18 protein-coding genes are annotated in these 20,463 nt (G+C 35.1%); 6 read left to right on the top strand and 12 right to left on the bottom strand.

Features of this window, described 5'->3' with window-relative positions:
• Positions 1–26: 26 nt before the first annotated feature.
• Positions 27–269 carry a hypothetical protein gene (locus C2I06_RS24760; protein ID WP_095330127.1) on the bottom strand — a complete coding sequence of 81 codons (243 nt, stop codon included), beginning with the start codon at positions 267–269 and terminating at the stop codon, positions 27–29.
• A 322-nt stretch (positions 270–591) separates the two neighbouring features.
• Between C2I06_RS24760 and C2I06_RS24750 the strand changes: the two genes are divergently transcribed.
• Positions 592–795: an alpha/beta-type small acid-soluble spore protein gene (locus C2I06_RS24750; protein WP_123259080.1), complete on the top strand. Its 204-nt coding sequence runs from the start codon at positions 592–594 to the stop codon at positions 793–795.
• A gap of 51 nt (positions 796–846) precedes the next feature.
• Here C2I06_RS24750 and C2I06_RS24745 read toward each other — a convergent pair whose 3' ends face one another.
• The 5 genes from C2I06_RS24745 to C2I06_RS24725 form a co-directional block, all read right to left on the bottom strand.
• Positions 847–1,608 carry an alpha/beta hydrolase gene (locus C2I06_RS24745; protein WP_123259079.1) on the bottom strand — a complete coding sequence of 254 codons (762 nt, stop codon included), beginning with the start codon at positions 1,606–1,608 and terminating at the stop codon, positions 847–849.
• A gap of 10 nt (positions 1,609–1,618) precedes the next feature.
• Positions 1,619–2,611: a FecCD family ABC transporter permease gene (locus C2I06_RS24740; RefSeq protein ID WP_123259216.1), complete on the bottom strand. Its 993-nt coding sequence runs from the start codon at positions 2,609–2,611 to the stop codon at positions 1,619–1,621.
• 25 nt (positions 2,612–2,636) lie between these two features.
• Positions 2,637–3,659 (bottom strand): FecCD family ABC transporter permease, encoded by a 1,023-nt coding sequence (locus C2I06_RS24735; protein WP_095330131.1) that lies wholly within the window; start codon positions 3,657–3,659, stop codon positions 2,637–2,639.
• 297 nt (positions 3,660–3,956) lie between these two features.
• Positions 3,957–4,913, bottom strand: coding sequence for an iron-hydroxamate ABC transporter substrate-binding protein (locus tag C2I06_RS24730; protein WP_123259078.1), 957 nt, complete (start codon positions 4,911–4,913; stop codon positions 3,957–3,959).
• Positions 4,914–5,016: 103 nt separating this feature from the next.
• On the bottom strand, positions 5,017–6,636 hold the full coding sequence (locus tag C2I06_RS24725) for an ABC transporter substrate-binding protein (protein ID WP_123259077.1): 1,620 nt from the start codon (positions 6,634–6,636) through the stop codon (positions 5,017–5,019).
• A 127-nt stretch (positions 6,637–6,763) separates the two neighbouring features.
• Between C2I06_RS24725 and C2I06_RS24720 the strand changes: the two genes are divergently transcribed.
• A complete protein-coding gene (locus C2I06_RS24720; protein ID WP_123259815.1) occupies positions 6,764–7,573 on the top strand; it encodes an alpha/beta hydrolase in 810 nt (269 codons plus the stop codon).
• A gap of 150 nt (positions 7,574–7,723) precedes the next feature.
• Positions 7,724–7,846, top strand: coding sequence for a hypothetical protein (locus tag C2I06_RS25905; protein ID WP_268926828.1), 123 nt, complete (start codon positions 7,724–7,726; stop codon positions 7,844–7,846).
• Positions 7,847–8,028: 182 nt separating this feature from the next.
• On the opposite strand, the gene C2I06_RS24715 is transcribed toward C2I06_RS25905, so the two are convergent.
• The 6 genes from C2I06_RS24715 to C2I06_RS24690 form a co-directional block, all read right to left on the bottom strand.
• Positions 8,029–10,041 (bottom strand): ABC transporter ATP-binding protein, encoded by a 2,013-nt coding sequence (locus C2I06_RS24715; RefSeq protein WP_123259075.1) that lies wholly within the window; start codon positions 10,039–10,041, stop codon positions 8,029–8,031.
• A complete protein-coding gene (locus C2I06_RS24710; protein ID WP_095330137.1) occupies positions 10,038–11,798 on the bottom strand; it encodes an ABC transporter ATP-binding protein in 1,761 nt (586 codons plus the stop codon). Before C2I06_RS24710 ends, C2I06_RS24715 begins: the two co-directional genes overlap by 4 nt.
• A gap of 420 nt (positions 11,799–12,218) precedes the next feature.
• Positions 12,219–13,508 carry an MFS transporter gene (locus C2I06_RS24705; protein WP_095330138.1) on the bottom strand — a complete coding sequence of 430 codons (1,290 nt, stop codon included), beginning with the start codon at positions 13,506–13,508 and terminating at the stop codon, positions 12,219–12,221.
• 110 nt (positions 13,509–13,618) lie between these two features.
• Positions 13,619–13,849 (bottom strand): hypothetical protein, encoded by a 231-nt coding sequence (locus tag C2I06_RS25280; RefSeq protein WP_095330139.1) that lies wholly within the window; start codon positions 13,847–13,849, stop codon positions 13,619–13,621.
• Positions 13,850–13,931: 82 nt separating this feature from the next.
• Entirely contained in the window at positions 13,932–14,384 is a 453-nt protein-coding gene (locus C2I06_RS24695) for a helix-turn-helix transcriptional regulator (protein WP_095330140.1), read from the bottom strand.
• Positions 14,385–14,621: 237 nt separating this feature from the next.
• On the bottom strand, positions 14,622–15,920 hold the full coding sequence (locus C2I06_RS24690; protein ID WP_164463781.1) for a methyl-accepting chemotaxis protein: 1,299 nt from the start codon (positions 15,918–15,920) through the stop codon (positions 14,622–14,624).
• Positions 15,921–16,231: 311 nt separating this feature from the next.
• Between C2I06_RS24690 and C2I06_RS24685 the strand changes: the two genes are divergently transcribed.
• The 3 genes from C2I06_RS24685 (at position 16,232) to C2I06_RS24675 (ending at position 20,302) form a co-directional block, all read left to right on the top strand.
• On the top strand, positions 16,232–16,780 hold the full coding sequence (locus C2I06_RS24685) for a GNAT family N-acetyltransferase (RefSeq protein ID WP_095330142.1): 549 nt from the start codon (positions 16,232–16,234) through the stop codon (positions 16,778–16,780).
• A gap of 307 nt (positions 16,781–17,087) precedes the next feature.
• Positions 17,088–18,419, top strand: coding sequence for a hemolysin family protein (locus C2I06_RS24680; RefSeq protein ID WP_235850264.1), 1,332 nt, complete (start codon positions 17,088–17,090; stop codon positions 18,417–18,419).
• 506 nt (positions 18,420–18,925) lie between these two features.
• Positions 18,926–20,302 (top strand): hemolysin family protein, encoded by a 1,377-nt coding sequence (locus C2I06_RS24675; RefSeq protein WP_123259072.1) that lies wholly within the window; start codon positions 18,926–18,928, stop codon positions 20,300–20,302.
• The last annotated feature ends 161 nt before the right edge of the window (positions 20,303–20,463 follow it).

Here is a 20,463-nt window from a genome sequence, read left to right as displayed (position 1 = left end):
GGTAAGCTTTTATTAATGGTTAGCCTCTATTCCTGGATAAACAATACCTCTTCTTGTCCACATTGTGGACAAAGCACAAGATGGGGACATAAATGTGCAGATAAATCCTGATAGCCGTTTTCTAGCTTCATTTGATCAATCGGCATATAGGCACTATAGTCATCATAATAATCCATCACTCTGCCTTTGTCCTCTACACGATCTCCACAATTAGAACAAACGCTTTCTAAATTTCCTAAGCCATTACAGATAGGACAAATGGAGCCCATTTCAAATTCACCTCTCTATATTCTACCCTAAAAAAATCAGCCTTTTTTGCGTTGAATTTATTCTTACGTTTAGTTTCTCTATTGTATTTAGAAACTATCCAGCAGGAATAAAAGGAATTAATTTCCTTGATTTTTTCTAGAATAAGATAATGAAATCCAACCATAATAATAGTACAAGCAGCAACCAAGGCGAGAGCAAACATAAACAACTACTACTTTCCATATTATTGGGTTATACCTAGTGGTAGTAAGATATTTCTTACAGACTGGTGCAATTCCAGTTAACCCAACCAAAAAAACAACTAGAAGGAGCTGGAACACAATGGCAAACAACAATTCTTCAAATCAACTTTTAGTACCAGGAGTATCTCAAGCTCTAGACCAAATGAAATACGAAATTGCATCTGAATTTGGTGTAAACCTTGGTGCAGAAACAACTTCTCGCGCTAACGGATCTGTTGGTGGAGAACTCACAAAACGCTTAGTACAAATGGCTGAAAAGCAACTAGGTGGATTTCAAGGCTAATTGAAAATTTAATATAATGGCTAGAGCCCTCCTAATTTAGGGGGGCTTGCTTTATTTAGGGTATAACCACTTTATCGCATGGAGAAATTGTTTAATAAAGTGCTCTCTATTATGATCCGCATTTTCTCCCAGAATAAATTGATACTGTTCCTTTGGAAGTTTTTTAAAAAACACTTCATTTACCAGCGAAACATTTTCAACCATATACCTTTGAATATTAACCTTGCTTTTCCCCTCTTCCTCCCCAACATACAAAAAAACACTATTTTCCATCTGCATCTCATTTTTTTGCACATAGGAAAGGCTGTTCGGATACCATAGTGATGGGGAAAGGAGCCCAAATTTAGAAAAATAATCAGTAAATTCATACATAGCATATAAAGAAATGAGCCCTCCTAGTGAGGCTCCTATCATACCTGTGTTTTGTCGATCTGCTTTAGTATGAAAGCTTGTATCGATATATGGCTTAATCGTTTGCGTCACAAAGGATAAATAGGCCTTTCCTTCCCCCTTAAATGGTGGAAAAGTGGGACTAAGACTAGGTGAATACCAAGGCGTATACTCATGAAGTCGTTTTTTGGGTTCAATTCCCACAAGAATTACTTCCTCTGCTCTATCTAAAGAGAATAATTCTTCTAATTCATGTAAGATAGGATGAAAAAGATTTCCTCCATCATGAACGTAGATTACTGGAAAACTACTTGATAATTTATTATAAGAAGGTGGCAGGTAGATACTCAAAGTTCGAGTTTGTATCTGGACCTCCCTTACCGTTCCCCTTATATTTCTTTTCCTATTTCTGTAACTATCCATTTCTCAACCTCTACACTTTAGCTTTTACTAATAAATAAACAAAATAGGGTGCACCAATAATACTTAAAATAATTCCCGCTGAAATTTCTGCAGGTGCGACAATTGTTCTGCCGATTAAATCTGCTATTAACATGAAGAGACTGCCAATTAACCCACAAACTATCAAGGAATTTCGATTTTTTAATCCAACTAGCAGTCTTGCCATATGTGGTGACATTAGTCCAATAAAACCAATGCTTCCTGAAACAGACACACATGCTCCAATCATGCCAACAGCACATAATAGCAAGAGCCATTTTTCTTTTTCCACTTTTACTCCTAAACCAATCATTACTGTTTCTTGCAATTGAAATAAATCAAGCGAGTACGCCTTTCGAATAATAAATGGAATGATTAGTAAAAACCATGGTAGCATTGCAAGAATAAATAGCCAATTGGCATTATAAATACTTCCAGTCAGCCATACTGTCGCCATTTCAAAATCCTGTGCTTTCATTTTTAAGGACATATACATGGCCAAAGAACCAAACCCAGAATTTATGGCTATTCCAGTTAAAATAAGTTTTTGCGAGTCCAGTCTTTCTCTATCTTTTGCTAATAAAAAAATGACAAATGCAGCAATAAATCCACCAACTAAGCCAATAAGCGGCATACTTAACACAAACCATAAGCTATCCTTATTAAGATTAAGCACTCCTTGAAAGAAAAACATATAGGCAACAATCGCAGCCCCGGCTCCACTGTTAATTCCTAATATTCCAGGATCCGCAAGACCATTTTTCGTTATACTCTGCAGGATAGAACCTGCAATCCCCAATCCGAAGCCAACAAAAATGGCCAAAATAATTCTGGGCAGACGGAACTCAAATATAACTAAATCCGTATTAGCATCAGGATGATAACGAAAAATACTCCTTCCTATCTCTTGAAAAGAAAGAATATATTCTCCTTTGGATAAACTAATGAACATGACGATGAGACATAAAGCAATTAATACATACATCGATAGATAGGTTCTTTTTCTTTCTTTATCCACGTTGAGTATTCCCTCCTCCCTTTGTCTTTATTAAATACAAGTAGAAAGGGACACCTAAGAAAGCTGTTACTATGCCAATTGGCGATTCAAAAGGGTAATTAATGAATCGACTGAGAGTATCACATATGACGAGAAATATGGCCCCTATAATTCCAGAGCATGGAATTATTTTTCGATAGTCAACCCCAACCATCATTCTTGTAATATGGGGAATAATTAAACCGACGAATCCTATTTTGCCCGCTAGCGAAACAGAGATCCCCGTCATCATCACAACAGATGCCATCGTTAAAAGCTGAATAATGAATGTTTTCTGACCAAGTGATGTAGCAATTTCTTTTCCTAACGATAAAATAGCAATTGATTTGGAAAGCGATAATGCCAAAACAATTCCAATAATGGCTAATGGAAAGCAAATAAGCAATAGATCATTATTAAGCTGGTGCAAGCGGGCATTATACCAGAAGCTCATATTTTGAGATACTTGAAAATAGGAGGCAATGGCAGAAGATAAACTGCTTAAAAAAGATCCAAAAACGGTGCCTATAATGGCAAGTCTTAAAGGAGAAAAACCATTCTTCACAATGGAAGCTAAACCTAAAACTAAGAAAACACCTAAAGCAGATCCGATAAAAGAAAAAGCTACCATTTGAAAGGAATTTAGTCCTGGAACAAATACAAAAGCAAGTGTTATCATAAATGCAGCACCATCCGAAACTCCCATTATGGATGGCGATGCTAAATAATTCCTTGTCATTCCCTGCATCATAGCTCCGGACATTGCCAAAAGGCCGCCTATTAATAAAGTTCCTACTGCTCTAGGAAGTCTGGCTGTCCGGATAATGGTATGCTCCACATTTTCTGCATCAAAATAAAAAAAGGCATCAAAGACTTCCTTTAATGAAATATTCATTGTCCCTAACGAAATAGATAAAAGAATAACTGCAATACATAAAAAAGGCGCACTATATATAATCGCATATGCTCTTACTTTCTCTTTATCCAAATTTGACATCACCTGATCGAATGAACCTCCTTTCAAAAAGATAATGGTATGCTCCACATTTTCTGCATCAAAATAAAAAAAGGCATCAAAGACTTCCTTTAATGAAATATTCATTGTCCCTAACGAAATAGATAAAAGAATAACTGCAATACATAAAAAAGGCGCACTATATATAATCGCATATGCTCTTACTTTCTCTTTATCCAAATTTGACATCACCTGATCGAATGAACCTCCTTTCAAAAAAAGACCCCCACCAAGATGGAGAAATGAGGTGGGGATAATTCCGTTTCCTTGTTCGCTCTCTTATTTAAATAAATCGGCAAAAGCTTTAAGAAAAGTTGTTTTACTCCATGCAGTTCCCCCAGCTGCCAATGGATCGACTACATTTTCATACACTTGATTATTTTTAACAGCATCGAGGCTTTTCCAAATAGAATTATTCTCTAAATCAGCTAATGCTGTTGGACTATCGGTGTTTTCTGTTTCCTCAAACTGAATAAATAAGTAATCTGGATTCATTTCCGCTAATTTCTCTAATGAAATCATTTCCTGTGCTTTTGCTTTTTTTACTTCTTCAGGAACCTCTAAACCAAGGTCTGCATATAGAACAGGGTTAAAATATACCGTTTCAGGATAAATATATAAGCTGCCCCCTCTTAATCTCAGCATAACAACTTTTTTTCCTGCCAGCTTATCGTGAATGCTTTCTTTTGTCTCTGTAACGTTTTTTTCATAATCCGCAATGATTGTTTCTGCCTTTTTTGTTTCATTTGTCAATTGCCCTAGTAATAATAAATTATCTTTCCAGTTTGTTGAAATGTGAGAAACAGGAATCATTGGTGCCACTTTATTTAAGTTATCCGCCACTTCTGGTTGAAATTTACTTGTGCCCAGAATAACATCTGGTTTTAGCTGCAAGAGCTTTTCTACACTTGGCTGCATTTTTTCGCCAATTTGCTCTGCTTCCGACATCGAGTCGCCTAGATAAGCAGGGAATTTTCCAGCTGTTGCAATGGCACCTGCTGGTTTAATACCCAGCATCGCTGCATCTTCCATCGCTTCTTGGCTTGCTGTTACAATTGTCTCTACTTTAGCTGGAATTTCATATTTTTCCCCTAAATAGGTAACCTCTTGAGTCGTACTTTGTCCGTCCCCTTTACTATCTTTTATCGATGAAGATGTATTTTTTTCTCCCTTTTGACTACAAGCTGTTAATAATAAAAAAGCCGCTAGGAAAATAAAAAATAAATTCTTTTTCATATACTCTCTTTCCTTTCTCTATATAATCCTAATTGAGATTGATAACCTTTATCAATTAGAATTATACTGAAAAAAGCTCCGATTATAACATGGATAATTTCCGCTAATATGCTTGTACTTTTTCCTTCTCTATCATCAGCTCTCGGAGATTATCAAGAACTCGTAAGTGGGAGCTTGCAGAATACTCATTCCATGGATCTGAATGGATAAAAGCAACTTTCTTATTTTTAACTGCTGCTATACGATTCCATTCTGTTGAGCATTTCAGTTTGTCCCAAGCGCTAATTGTCTCCATATCCTGGCGAATATTAACAAATAAATAAGTTGGATTTAAGCTTACCAAGTCAGAAAGTGTAATGGCTTCGCTTAATTGAATATCTTCTTCAGGTTGTGCTGACGTAAATCCTAAATCTTTATACACGAGATCAATAGCTGTTCTAGAACGATTGAGGACTAATGTATTTTTAAATAGGCTAACTACTAAAACAACTTCGCTCTCTAATGATTCCTTCCATAACTTTCTTGTTTCCTTTACTTTATCTTCATATCTTTTTAAATAGTTTTCTGCGTCTATTTCGCAATTAATATAGGTTGCTATTTCTAGCAATTGGCTTTTCCAACTGCTATTTTTGAATGAATAATAATAGACTGGTGCTATTTTTTCGAGTTCCTGCTTCTCTTCAGCTGATATGTCATCCTTCGCGATTATTTTATCTGGTTTCTCTGCAGACAGTTTTTGGATGTTGTTTTCCCATTCTGAATGAATCTTGTAGGTATTTAAATGAATAGGAATATCATCTCGAAAATGCTGATAATAATAACTGGTCCATTTAGGATGCAGTGGAGCTGCGTAGGGAATTATCTGAAGTGCAAGTAAATGACCTGTTGTTGAAAAATCATAAGAAGCAATCTTCACCTCTCGCTTCTTTCTATAATTCGTTGGGGGAATCCCGACGATTTTTTTGAACACTCTACTTAGATAAAATTCATCAGCATAACCAACACTTGCTGCAATCACTCGTAAACTATTGGATGTTTTGATGAGTAATTCTTTTGCCCTGCGAATACGGATTTCTGTTAAAAAATCTTGTACACCTATTCCATACTCTTTTTTAAAAAGCTGGGAGTAGTATTTAGGGCTTACCCCTGCTCTTTTTGCTAATAAAGCGGTAGAAATGGTATCAGCATAATGCTTCTCCATATATCTTTTGGTTTCTTCTATCGCAATCATTGTATTTTTCGGAATTTTTTGCGGTTGATTGGTCACAAAATAATGGAAAATCAGCGAGCGTTTTGCCTTTTTTAAAAAATGATTATTTATTGATTCGTCTTGTTCTAATTTGAACAGGTCCTCCATCATAGGCTGAATTGTGTCAGCTGACTGAAAAACAAATGATTTCATGATACTGTTCTCATTCTTTAGCGCTACTTTTGTATATGTATCCCTATTTATAGCTTTCGTCTGATACAATTGAAATGGCAGCAAATAATAGTCTACACAGCAAGTATTTTTAAATTGAAGATGATAGGTGCTTTCCGCTGGAATAAATAATAGATCCCCTTTACTGAAAAGAAACTTATCGATATCAATCGATAACATCCCTTCACCACTATTAATATAAATAAATAGATAACTAGTCGATAAAACTCGCTCTATCTTCTTGGCATATAATCGTTCTATACGGCCATAGTTTATTTCGATACTCTCCCAGTTATAAATCATCTCATTTTCCTCTCTTGTTATTTTCGTAATTTATATGTACAATATATTCACCTAATTAATATTGATAATCATTATCACTTATTTTACCAAATTATTGCATAGAAAGAAATAGGTGGCGATATCCTTGATGAAATGGAAAGAAAGCTTTTATATTCCCAATACAGAAATTTGGACATATTCTATTGATGAGACAAAAAAATATAAAATCTTTGTCTATATCCCAAATATCCCCGTTCCTGAAGATGGATTTCCTGTCCTCTATCTTTTGGACGGCAACGCTAATTTTGGTAGTTATGTAGAAGCGGTACGCTTGCAGACTAGAACACGTGAAAAAACTGGATTACATCCTGCTGTTATCATTGGTATAGGCTATGATACTGCTGAGCCTTATAGTGAGGAAAGATATTTCGACTTTACCTTTCATGCAGACCAGACACAGCTTCCTAAAAATCCAACTGGCTCACAATGGCCGCCTCTTGGTGGCGGCAAACAATTTCTTTCCTTTATCGAACAGAAATTAAAGCCATTAGTAGAGCAGAACATTCCGATAAACACAAAAAAGCAAATGATTGCTGGTCATTCACTCGGAGGACTTTTTGTTCTTTTTACACTCTTCACGGCCCCTTCTTCGTTTCAATATTATCTGGCAAGCAGCCCATCCATCCATTGGAACGAAGAGCAGCTGTTAAAAGAACTAGACTTTTTTCCAAAAAGGCTAAACCCTCTAGACACAAATAAATTGCTGCTTACCGTTGGAGAAAAAGAAAAATCACATTTTACACAAATGCATCAAAAGGCAATTACTCTCTCTGAGAAATTGCAGAATTATCATTCTCCTTTCTTCCAGCATATTTTTCATGAATTTAAAGAAGAAGACCATCTTACTGTATTACTGCCATTAATCAATAAAACGATACGTTTTATAAATGATAAATGAATTTTACTAAAAACAGGTTTTAAAGCAATCAGGTGGGCTAATCCCTTTTTTGGAGGTTAAATCGGATAGATGAGATGGAGGCATGGTTATTATCAAAATTAAAATGGACTTAAATGTGGAAGAAGTGAATGCGCAGAAGGGACAGACTTTATGCCTATTAAAACAAACAAAATGTCTATTAATGGAGCAAATAAAATTTATACATTTTGTTTAGACTATGGGGAATTCGATTCAATCCGTCTTGATAATACAACAATGTTTAAAAAGAAATAGAAATATCAAAAACGTTGAATACTAAGTGAAGGGAGTCTTCCCTTCACTAAAAAACTGGCACTATCATTTGGAAAATAATAGACTAAGTTAAAGTAGACTGCAAAAAAACACCTGAGGCTTGCCATATAAAACTAATTCGGCAAATCTCGGGTGTTCCTATTTCTCCATAAAGATAAACTTTCCTAGCTTACTAAACTTTCCCCTTGCTGCAACTGATACATCTGATAATATTTTCCCTTTCTTGCCATTAATTCATCATGGTTGCCTTTTTCTACTATCTCTCCATGATCAAGGACAAGTATTTGATCCGCATTGCGAATCGTTGATAAACGATGGGCTATAATAAAAGTCGTTCTGCCTTCTTTTAGGACTTCCATTGCATGTTGAATTATTTGTTCTGTTTCTGTATCAATACTGCTTGTTGCTTCGTCTAGAATTAGGATTGCTGGATCAAAGGCCAGAGCTCTTGCAAAGGAAATCAGCTGTCTTTGTCCGCTAGATAAAGTACTTCCCTTTTCTATCACTGGCTCATCATATCCCTTTTCTAAATGCTTTAACACTCTATCTGCGCCAACATCCTTCAATGCTTTCTCCACAGTTTCTCGTGAAATAGAAGGATCATTTAAGGTGACATTGGACGCGATGGTTCCTGTAAATAGAAAAGGATCTTGGAGAACAATTCCCATATATTTACGAAGATCTTGCTTTGAAAAAGACATAATATCTTTTCCATCTATCTTAATCTTTCCTGATTGAATATCATAAAAACGGAATAAAAGGTTCATAATCGAGCTTTTTCCTGATCCCGTATGACCAACTAAAGCGACTGTTTCACCTTGCTTTGCTTCAAAAGAAATATTTTTTAACACATAGTCGTTATCTTTATAGGCAAAGTTAACTTGATCAAAAGTGACATTTCCTTTATATCTTTCTAACGTAACATCTTCCACATCTATTCCATCTTCATCCAATAATTCAAATACTCGTTCCCCTGCAACAAGTGCTTGTTCTAAATTGGCCAATTGATTGACAATTCCTTGTACTGGCTGGAATAGTCGGTTTATATAATCAACAAAGGCATAGAGCATTCCGAGAGAAAGTGCAGCTGTTACTGATAAAGACTGACCAGCAACATACCAGATGAATATAACAAATACGATGTTTCGTAACACGTTCACTAAGTTATGGGAAGTAAGACTGTTTAACCGCAGCATCTTATTTTGATAGCGAAAATGCTCGTTATTTAAATTCTCAAATTCTTTTCTCGTTTGTTTTTCTTTGCTAAATGCCTGAATGATATGCATCCCTTGAATAGATTCATTAACCATTCCATTAATATCACTAATTTTCGCTCGAATAACATGATTGTACCGGGAAGCAAATTTGCGATATCCGATCATCCATATATATAAAATCGGCAGTAAAATTAAACATATTGCCGCAAGCGGAGGATTTAAGATAAATAATGCAATATAAATTCCAATAATATTAATTCCACTAGAGAAGAAGTTAGATAGGACTGTTACATATAGTTCCCTAATTGCTTCTGTATCGTTTGTTACTCTAGCAACTACTTTACCTGCAGGAAGATTATCGAAATATTTGATAGGCAGCCGCTGAATTTGGGCAAATACATCCTCGCGCATTTTCTGAATAATTCGGTTGGCTGATTTTTGTAATAAATAGTGCTGGCCATATTGGAAAATGGCAGAAATAATGACTAATCCAAAATAAAAAGATAACAGCTTTAAAATAGGTGTAATTTCGGGTTTATAGAAATCAAATACTTCCGCATTTGTTAACAGCGTGGCAGGATATGTTTTTGCATCTGTCCCTTTCCTTATAGTCAATGTTCCGTCATGAAACTCGCGACTTCCATCAAATGAAATCTTCCCTTCCACAAAAAGAAATTGTCTTCCCACTTGGAGGATTCTTACTTCTGCAAGCTTTTCTTTATCGGAATCAAGATATTCTGCTTTTTTGTAGAAATTCCCCTTATATTTTACTGCCTCTTTTGTTGGTTCTGTTTGATACCATTGTGATTCAATCCCTGTTATATGATCATCAATTACCTTTTTTGCAACAAATGGACCAGCCAGATCGGCGATAACAGCAATTGTCAGCATGATTAACGCAGCAATAATAATCCCTTTGAATTTCAATGCATATTGAAATAATCGTTTACCAGTAGTCATGCTTTCACCTCCACTTCATCTGCATCCACTTTTGTCTGTTGCGTTATATATTGTTCCTTATACCAGCCATTTTGTTTCATTAACTCCTCATGTGTTCCATGTTCTGCAATATGGCCATCTTCCATCACAATGATATGATCGGCATGCTGAACAGCAGTCATTCGATGAGTCGAAATAATCGTTGTTTTTGCTTGTCGTTCTTGCTTTATATTCGTGATAATTTTTTGTTCTGTTTTTGCATCTACCGCTGATAAAGAATCATCTAAGATGAGAATTTCCGGTTTACGGATAAGTGCTCTCGCAATCGATATCCGTTGCTTTTGTCCCCCTGACAAAGCTACTCCTTTTTCCCCTACAAGTGTTTCTAACCCCTCTGGAAGCATTTCGATATCCTGATCAAAAGAGGCAAGACGAATTGCTTCTTCTAATTCTCCTTCCACAGCACCTTCTTTTCCAAATAAGATATTTTCTCTCACTGTTTTTGAAAAGAGGACATGATCTTGGGGAACATAACCAATCCATCCTCTTAATGTATGCAAATCAATGGAATCAATGCTATTCCCATTAATCACCAGCTTCCCTTCTCCTTTCGGATATTCGCGAAGCAGCTGTTTAATCATTGTCGTCTTTCCACTACCTGTTTTCCCAACAATCCCAACTGTTTCTCCTCTTCTTATGGTTAAATAGATGTCTCGGAGATTCTCTTGTTTAGACGATGGATATTGAAATTGCACATCTTGGAATTGAATAATTTCAGGAACTTCTTCTTTCTTTCCATTCTCCGGATTCCTTACATCTGCTTTGTAACTTAATGTTTCCTGGACCCGATCTAAAGAAGCATTGCCTCGCTGCATAATATTCATTAATTCACCAACAGCAAACATTGGCCAAACAATCATTCCTAAATATACATTGAAGGTAACAAGCTGCCCAATTGTCAACTGCTGTTGAAACACTAAGTAAGCACCATACCCGAGTCCAATTAGATAGCTTAAACCAACAAGAATTCGCACAGTTGGATCAAATAAGGAATCTATTTTAGCGACATGTAAATTCTTCTTATAGACATCTTCTGTAAAATGATGAAATTGTTTTTGTTCTTCTTTTTCCAATACATAAGCGCGGATTACTCGAACTCCTGAAATAGACTGAAGAACACTATCATTCATATCACCGAATGCGTCCTGGGCTTCCATAAAGCGTTTATGGATTCTTTCCCCATATATTTGCATGATAATGGCCATAATAGGCAGTGGAAGAATTGCTGCCAATGTTAATTTCCAGCTTACGGTAATCACCATTGTAATTAAAATCGTCAGCATAAAAATCGTAGAATCGACCAATGTCAAAATTCCAAATCCTGCTGTAACGGAAACAGCCTTTAAATCATTGGTCGCTCTGGCCATTAGGTCGCCTGTTTTATTTTTTTCAAAAAAAGTTGGCGTCATCTTAAATAGATGATTCATAAATTTACTTCTTAACTTCAATTCTAAAATATTGGCTCCACCAAATAGCTTATACATCCAAAAATAAGTGATAATATACGTACTTATGGTGATCCCTGCTACCCCAAGTATATAGACCAATGTCTTATTGCTCGTTAATGATCCAATTGTTAGTTCATCAATAAACATCCCGAGGATTCTTGGCGGTAACACTTCTATAAACCCTACAAAAATTAAAAGAATAATAGCTATTGTATAACTCTTCCAATGTTCTTTAAAAAACCATTTTAATTTAAAAAATATCGAAAACATTCGCTCATCCCCTGTCTCTCTTCATCTGCAACTAGCCACTTTCTAAGTCCTTTAATGCCTTTCTTGCTTCTTTGATCATAACAATCATTACCTTCTCCTCCTTTATTTTTTGAAAACAAATGTCCATCACCTAATTAAGCATTTTTCCACAAAAAAAGAGACAGACCGCAACCATGCGATCTATCTCTTTTATGACAGAAAACTACACAGGCTACCTATAGTGGCAACCATCTACATCCGCATTAAAATGATCAAAAAGAAAGCAGAAGGTTACCGACATATGAAGTTATAAATACATCATGTCTATTTAGTCTTCTCATCGGTAACTCCTCCTTTCTCTACATTTATTTTCCAATATAATTGAGATTAACATGTAGGTTTTATAATGTCAATTGCCATTATTCCGAAAATTAAAGATTTTTAATAATTTAATTGAACTTCTTCTTTTCCAGCTATTGCGTCTTTTGCCTCCTTTTCTTTTGCCAATTTAGGTAATACTAGGCTGTAATAAAAACCGACTACAAGGAAGCAAGCACCGACAAACCAGTATATTATTTCAATAGAAAACCATTGAGGATAACCAATAGAGATAAGTCCTAATGTAATAGACTGTGACAGCATCATTAACGGGGTTATCCACCCTTGAACTCTTCCCATCATCTTCGGCTCAATAATCGTCGGCATCCAGCCTCCTATTGCAATATTAATCAGCGGAAGCCCCAGCGCTAAGAAGAAACAGATGGTTAAGAAGACTAAGATATTCGGTGAATAAGATGCCAAAATAGTCATTATGGCAATATAAAATGCGCCCGTGATAATCAACTTATACAATTTAACCTTCTGTGCAAGAAGAGAGGAAAGGAAACTTCCAATCATAACCCCTGCTCCAAAGACAATTCCAAAATAAATCGATACTTGTTCGTAATTATCAGGTGCTAGTTTATATTTCAAAATAAAGACCTGCATGACGCTAAATCCACCATTGACCACTCCAAAGGCAATAAATCCATATATTAATGCCATCAATAACTTATTAGTCAAAATGTATTTTAAGCCAATCATAAAGTCACTCCATATAAAGCGAATATTTAATTCCTTTAAAGTATGACTGCCATTAGGTTTTCGAACAGTTTCATCCAGCTTCATTGATTTAATAAGCAATCCACTAATCGTTAAGGTTGCTACATCCACTAAGATTGCACCATATATGCCTAGTGTCCAATAGACAAATATTCCAATCGCATTACCAAATAACATGAAGATACTATTCACTAATTGATTTAACCCTGCAGCTGTTGTAAAATCATCTTTTTTTAATACGCCTTGAAGAATACCTTGTTCCGCTGGAAAAAAGAATTTTTGAACGGCACTTCTTAAAAACAACATCATAAAAATAAGTGGCATCCAGCCAATAAGAACAGCTCCTAGCACACATAGTGACAATGCAGCTGCGATCATCTCACAATAATAGGCAATCTTTTGGCGGTCCATTCGGTCTGCTACAACTCCGACTAAAAAAAACACAGCTAAAGTTGGCAAAGAAAACATTAATTCAGTCACTGTTGCATAAGCAGGCTGCTCAGAAAACCGATCGAGAATATAAAACATAAAAGCCGTTAAACCAATAACACTGCCCATCTGAGAAGTGACATTGGCAATAAAAAGTCTAGTAAAGCTCGCATTTTTGAATATTTCTGCAAATTTCTTCATCTATTATCCCTCATCCTTTAGTTGATGAGTTCATTTTAGCTTTCATCCATTGAATTAAGAACATACATCCGATGGTTTCTTCGTCGGTCTGCAGACGGAAAGAAATTCCATTATAAAGGCTGATGCCCCTCCTTTTCACTTGTGTAAGGAACTTTATCTGCAAGGCGGGAGGCTGTGCTTCTCTGTTCCCATTTTTCTTTGTTCTGCTTTCTTTCGGTAACAGAGACCGGTCCTCTTTTCCCTTTTTTTCTTTGCTTCTCTTTCTTTCGGGCATAGAGAATGCTTCTGTACCCCTTCGCAAGCAAAACTGGAACGGAGATATCCCTTTTTCTCCAAAACAAATAGGCTGTCCCTAAATTAGCCTTGAATTGGTAAGGTATTCAAGATTAATTTAAAAACAGCCTATATCTCATTTCACTGTGCTTATTCCCCTAAAAGTTCCTTAAAACGATCTTTTGATTCTTTTTCATCAAAGCTAGAAAAAATCCGGAAATGATCTTCATCAATGATACGAAAATGCTGACTAATGATATTCTGCTGCAGAATAAACCCGTTCTTTTTTTCTACTTCTCTCCACCATACTTTTCCGCCCAATGTTTTCTCTTTTCGGTAATCCATTCCATCACGAGCAACGGTCTCCAACACCTCTAAAGGTTCATTACCAAATAAGAAGCGAACTGTTTCGGTTTCTCTAAAGAGTGCGCAAACTGCTACTACAGTCGACCAGCCAGCATATAGCCTACCTTTCTCAATTTGCACTAACGTCTTTTTTGATAAGCCAATGACCTCTGCCATTTTATCTTGGGTATATCCCGCTTCTGTGCGTATTAATCTCATCTTTTCTGATACACTCTCAATAATTTCTTCTCTAGTCAAAGTTTCTTCATTCCCTTATTAGTTATGTGTAATTTTACACCATATCTATTATATTATAAGCTTCCTTTATACAAATTTCAATTTAAAACTATTTGTTATTTAAAATTAATTTTTATCCCCTATTTTATTTGACTAAATATTTGCTTTACTTCCTAAAAAAGGAACTAGTAAATAAAAAGGATAAATAACCATAAAAAAAGCCTATGTTCTCCATAGAAAACAAGGCTTTCCTATTTATTATTTTGCTAGATTGTATTTCGTCAGTGAATCCTTTAATTCCTCGTTACTGCTCTTCATTATTTCTGCTGTTTTTGCGACATTTCCAATAGCAGAAGTTTGTTCATCTGTACTAGAAGCAATTTGTTCCACTGCTGCCGCAACTGACTCTGATACTTCTGATACTTTTGCAATAGAGCTAGAAATATGATTATTTTGCTCTACAACTCGGTTTAACTCTACTGTCATTTCTTTCACTGCTTCAATACTATTAATTACAGCTCTAGCAATCGCTGTAAATTCTTTTTCCGTATCCTTTACGGCAACATCTAATTCAGCGGTTTGATTGGTTGTTTCATAAATGGACATAACCGTGCTTTCCATTTCTTTCTCGATATTTTGAATCATATCTTGAATTTGTTTAGTAGCCGAATTGGTCTCTTCAGCTAAATTACGCACTTCATTGGCAACAACCGAGAAACCTTTTCCATGCTCACCTGCTCTAGCAGCTTCAATACTAGCATTTAAAGCAAGCAAGTTTGTTTGTTCTGCTATTCTATTAATAGTTGAAGTAATTTTAGAGATATCTAAGACCTTTTGATATAATCCACTAATTCCAATACTTACCTCATTCGTTGATTTGCTAGCATTTTCATTACAAATTTTTAAAGTATTAATGGTCTTTTGTCCATTATGTGATGCTTCTTGAGCATTTTCAGTTGCTTTCTTAATGATTTGATTTTTCCCTTCCATATTGTCGATGGAATTGGTTAAGCTATCTATTTCTCTTTTCACTTCTTCTAATTCGGAAGCCTGGCTAACAGCGCCCTCAGCAATTTCAGCCATTGCTCTACCAATTTCTTCGGCACTTGCCAATGTTTCTTCAGCAATTACAGATACATCACTTGCTTGACTTATTCCTGTTTCATTTACATTTTTCAAGCTTGAAACAAGAAAGGAAAACTTTTCTTGCAATTGGCTAATAGAACGATTCAGCTGGCCAATTTCATCTTTCGAAGTATCTTTGAATTCAACAGATAAATCACCATGTGCCAACCTATGTACCTTGTCATTAAGACGGGATAAGGCTTTTAATTTCCCCATCATTAACACATTAAAAACAAGTGCGCTTAATATAGTAAGAATAATTACTGCAGCTACTATGATTAAATAATCACTATAAGTGAAGGAAAACAAGCCTTGCAAGTTTTCGTTTTTAGCAATAAAAAATCCGCTAAAAGCACTAATACATGTAGTTATAAGGATAAGCATATTAAATCCAATAAGCGATTTTACTTTAAAACTATCTTTCTTTTTCATTTGAAACATCCTCTCTTCCGCCGTCCATAATAAGGGGCCATTTCCTTAGCAACACTTTTAGATATTCTTAAAACGCTTTCACATATAATAACTTAGTTTTTTCTCTATGTCTTTAATATCGGTAATTTCTACCCATTTTTAAGCCTTTATTTGTAATTTTTTTATAAATATTTTTACAGAAATAAAATTAGTAAAATGCCTAATTTTTAGTGGATTCATGTAAGAATCGGAAAGTTTGCGAGCCAAATTCTTTTCTACGCATAAAATACAACGATATCTCCTTCTTAGAAAATTAGAAAGGATGACCAATGTTGTTTAATATATTTGTAGATCAACAGATTAGATTACGTTTATTAGAGCGGACGGACTCTCATGAACTATTTCAATTAGTGAATAAAAATAGAAATTATTTAAGAAAATGGCTTCCATGGGTGGATCAAATAACTTCTCCTTATCAATATCAAACCATCATTCCCATTTGGCATCAACTTTTCACAGAGCAAACAGAACTAAATGCAGGTATTTTTTTTAATGGTAAATTAGTAGGTATGGTCACATTACAACAAATTGATTGGGCAAGTCGCAAAGCTAGCATCGGCTATTTTTTAGCTGAAGATGCACAAGGGCATGGCATTATGACAAAATGTGTTGTCGCTATCTTAAATTATGCGTTTTATTATTTAAAGCTAAACAGAATCGAAATACAATGCGGGGTAAAAAATGGCAAAAGCCAAGCAATTCCTGAGAAGCTTTCCTTTAAAAAAGAAGGAATAATCAGAGATGGCGAATTTCTTTATGACCATTTCCATGATCTTTATTCCTATAGCATGCTAGCCAGAGAATGGGCAGCCAAATATTAGATTTCTATTCCACATATACATGTGGATAAAGAAATTTTTATCTGCAGGACGTATTTCTCCTCTTACTGGAAGTTTATTGCACTTAACTATCTTTACGGGCAAGTTTTACTAACACACATTTTCTATTTTAAGCCGTTTTATTGCCCGTTAAGAGTGGAATACTAACAAAGAATCGCTTGAATCCTCTTCCTCTCTTTATCTTCCAAGATTTTATTTTATAAAAGAAAAGGTATAATATAAGAAAATAGAAGCTTTAGGATATAAAAAAATTGTAAACTAATACTTCTTTGACAACAAAAGAATGGTGATGAACGAAATTATGATTGGAATGCAACTACTATTAATTGTCATACTAACTGCTTTTTCAGCTTTTTTTGTAGCAACAGAATTCTCTATTGTTCGTGTGCGACCTGCAAGGATTGAACAGCTTGTAGAAGAAGGACATAAAAATGCGCGTACTGTAAAAAAAATCATTGAGAATATTGATGCTTATCTTTCGGCTTGCCAATTAGGAATTACTATTACTTCTTTAGGATTAGGCTGGTTGGGACAACCTACTATTTTAAAATTGATTCAACCTTTAATGAATGAGTTGGCTGTACCAGCTGCTTTATCACAAGGTTTAGCCTTTGTTTTATCTTTTTCTATTATTACATATATTAATGTAGTGATTGGAGAGCTCTTTCCGAAGTCTGTTGCTATTATCCTTACAGAGAAGGTCTCTTTATTAGTGAGTAAACCATTAATCTGGTTTTATAACATTATGTATCCTTTTATATGGATTCTTAATAAATCATCAAGACAAGTGGCGAAGTTATGGGGAATTACCAATCCTACAACCAATAGTGACGCCTTGTCAGAAGAAGAACTGCAGATTGTACTAAAGGAAAGTTACAATAATGGAGAAATTAGTTTATCTGAATACAACTATGTTAATCGTATTTTTGCTTTTGATAACCGGCTAGCAAATGAAATTATGATTCCAAGAACAGAAATGGTTACTTTATCAGACCATTTATCCATTGATGAAGCAATAAATATCATTCAAAAAGAACGCTATACGAGGTATCCACTTACCAAAAATGATGATAAAGATAGCATTATTGGCTTTATCCATATTAAACAATTACTAACGGACTGGTTAAAAAATGAAGGTTATGAAAATAAATCATTATCGGACTATGCACAGCCGATTATTCATATAATCGAAACAACTCCAATTCAAGCTGTTTTCTTGAAGATGCAGAAGGAAAGAACATCTATTGCTATTCTTCATGATGAGTTTGGTGGAACAGCTGGTCTAATTTCCGCAGAAGATATCTTAGAAGAAATTGTTGGTGAGATTAGAGATGAATTTGATGAAGAGGAAACGCCTCTTATTCAAAAAATTAATGATCATCACTATATTCTTGATTCCAAGCTTCCCTTAACAGAGGTAAATAAGGTATTATCACTATCAATCGATCGAGAAGATATTCATACACTTGGTGGATGGATTTTATATCAAAATCCGAATTTAAAAAAAGGGGAAACAATCGAATACAATGGCTGCTTATTCAAGATTGATAAAATGATTCGACAGCATATTTTCACCTTTGATGTTCAAAAAATACCTGCTCACTTAACAGAAGAAAAATAAGCTTCTTGCCGTACGATGAGTCGTTTCTTGTGAAAGAGCGATTCATCGTACCACTTTTATTCCCTCCTCTTTTATACCTTAGGAAATAAATAGACAATTAACATGAAATTCCGCTTTTCTTATCTATTTATATTATAGACAGAAAATTTAAAAAAGTAATCGTTGTCAAGTTTGACTTGATAGTTTGGCTTACCGTATAATAATTAGTAAAATTAAACAATTGCGAGGTGGTATAATGGGATTGTTTATCTAAATAAAGAACTTCATATTAATTCTTTCATGCAAACGATTATTATACTAGCTTCCGCATCGGACCTACTTTATGAACCTAAATCTTTTGATAAAATATAATCACTTGAGCATTCTCGCATCTGGAAAAATTGTGATTATCTGCGGAAATTAAAGAACTTTATTACGAGATTGTACTCGATAGAGATTTCACTCATTTCAATCTGAAATAATCAGGAGGTGACTCCTTACTCGGTAAACGAGATAAGGAAATTTATTTGGACATATTTAACTTGGTTATAATAGCCATTTTAATTGCTTTGACTGCTTTTTTTGTAGCATCAGAGTTTGCTATTATTAGAGTTCGTAGTTCAAGGATTAATCAGCTTATAGAGGAAGGTCGTAAAAATGCCCTTTCCGCCAAAAAGGTTACTAGCAATCTCGATGAATACTTATCTGCCTGCCAATTAGGTATAACTGTTACAGCGCTCGGTATTGGTTGGATTGGCGAAGAAACAGTCCAGCACGTTTTAGCACCATTACTACAAATTATCCATGTTCCTGCTACAGTAATAACCGTCTTATCCTTCTCTTTAGCATTCGCCTTCATTACTTTTTTACATGTAGTAGTCGGTGAACTTGCTCCCAAAACATTCGCGATTCATAAGGCAGAACAAATTACTTTATGGGTAGCAAAACCATTAATCCTATTTTATAAACTGCTTTATCCCTTTATATGGACCTTGAATGGCTCCTCTAGAATTATTACAAGAATGTTTGGATTAAAGGCTGTTTCAGAGCATGAGTTAGCGCATACAGAAGAAGAACTTCGGATTATTGTCTCTGAAAGTTATAAAAACGGTGAAATCAACCAATCGGAGTTTAAATATGTAAATAATATTTTTGATTTTGATGATCGAATAGCTAAAGAAATTATGGTTCCACGAACAGAAATTGCTTCTCTTGAACAATCAAGTACATTAGAGGAGTTGCTTAACCTTATCCAAAAAGAACAATTTACTCGATATCCAATCACAGATGGGGATAAAGATCATATTATCGGCATGATTAATGTAAAAGAAATCATGACAGAATTGCTTAAATCAAGAAATCTAACGACTAAAACATTAAAACCATATATAAGGCCTGTCATCCGTGTAATTGAAACCTATCCTATTCAAGATCTATTGTTAAAAATGCAAAAAGATCGTATTCATATGGCCATCTTAATGGATGAGTATGGTGGAACATCTGGATTAGTTACGGTGGAAGATATTATTGAGGAAATTGTCGGCGATATATGGGATGAATTTGATCAGGAAGAAGTCCCTACTGTGCGCACCATAAAGGAAAATCATTATATCTTGGATGCTAAGGTGCTAATAAATGAAGTAAATGCTTTACTGCAAATAGATATAAACGATGAAGTCATCGATACATTAGGCGGCTGGATTCTCACTTCTAATTACGAAGCGTCAGAAGGGGATACGGTTATGTTCGAATCTTACGCCTTTAAAATTTTAGAAATGGAGGACCATCATATCAAATACGTCGAAGTAAAAAAAATATCCGATTTCCCGGCACAGCAAACAAAGCATATTTCAGTGCAACAATCTATCCCCTCTCCTTCGTCTGAGGCTGAGATTGTGTCCTAAAACATTTAATACCAACTTAAACAAACCCAAACAATGTACAGAGATGTTTGGGTTTGTATTTATTTTAATCTTGAAGCTTCCCCAGCCTAAAACATTTCGCTTTCCATAAGGTTCTCGTTAACGCTATGTTCTCCTTCTAGCTGTTCATTCAAATAGCCTTA

Origin of the sequence: Niallia circulans, from assembly GCF_003726095.1 — a bacterium.
Lineage (GTDB): Bacteria > Bacillota > Bacilli > Bacillales > Cytobacillaceae > Niallia > Niallia circulans_A.
The sequence above is the reverse complement of the archived record's forward strand: the minus strand, read 5'-3'. Positions and strand labels throughout refer to the sequence as shown.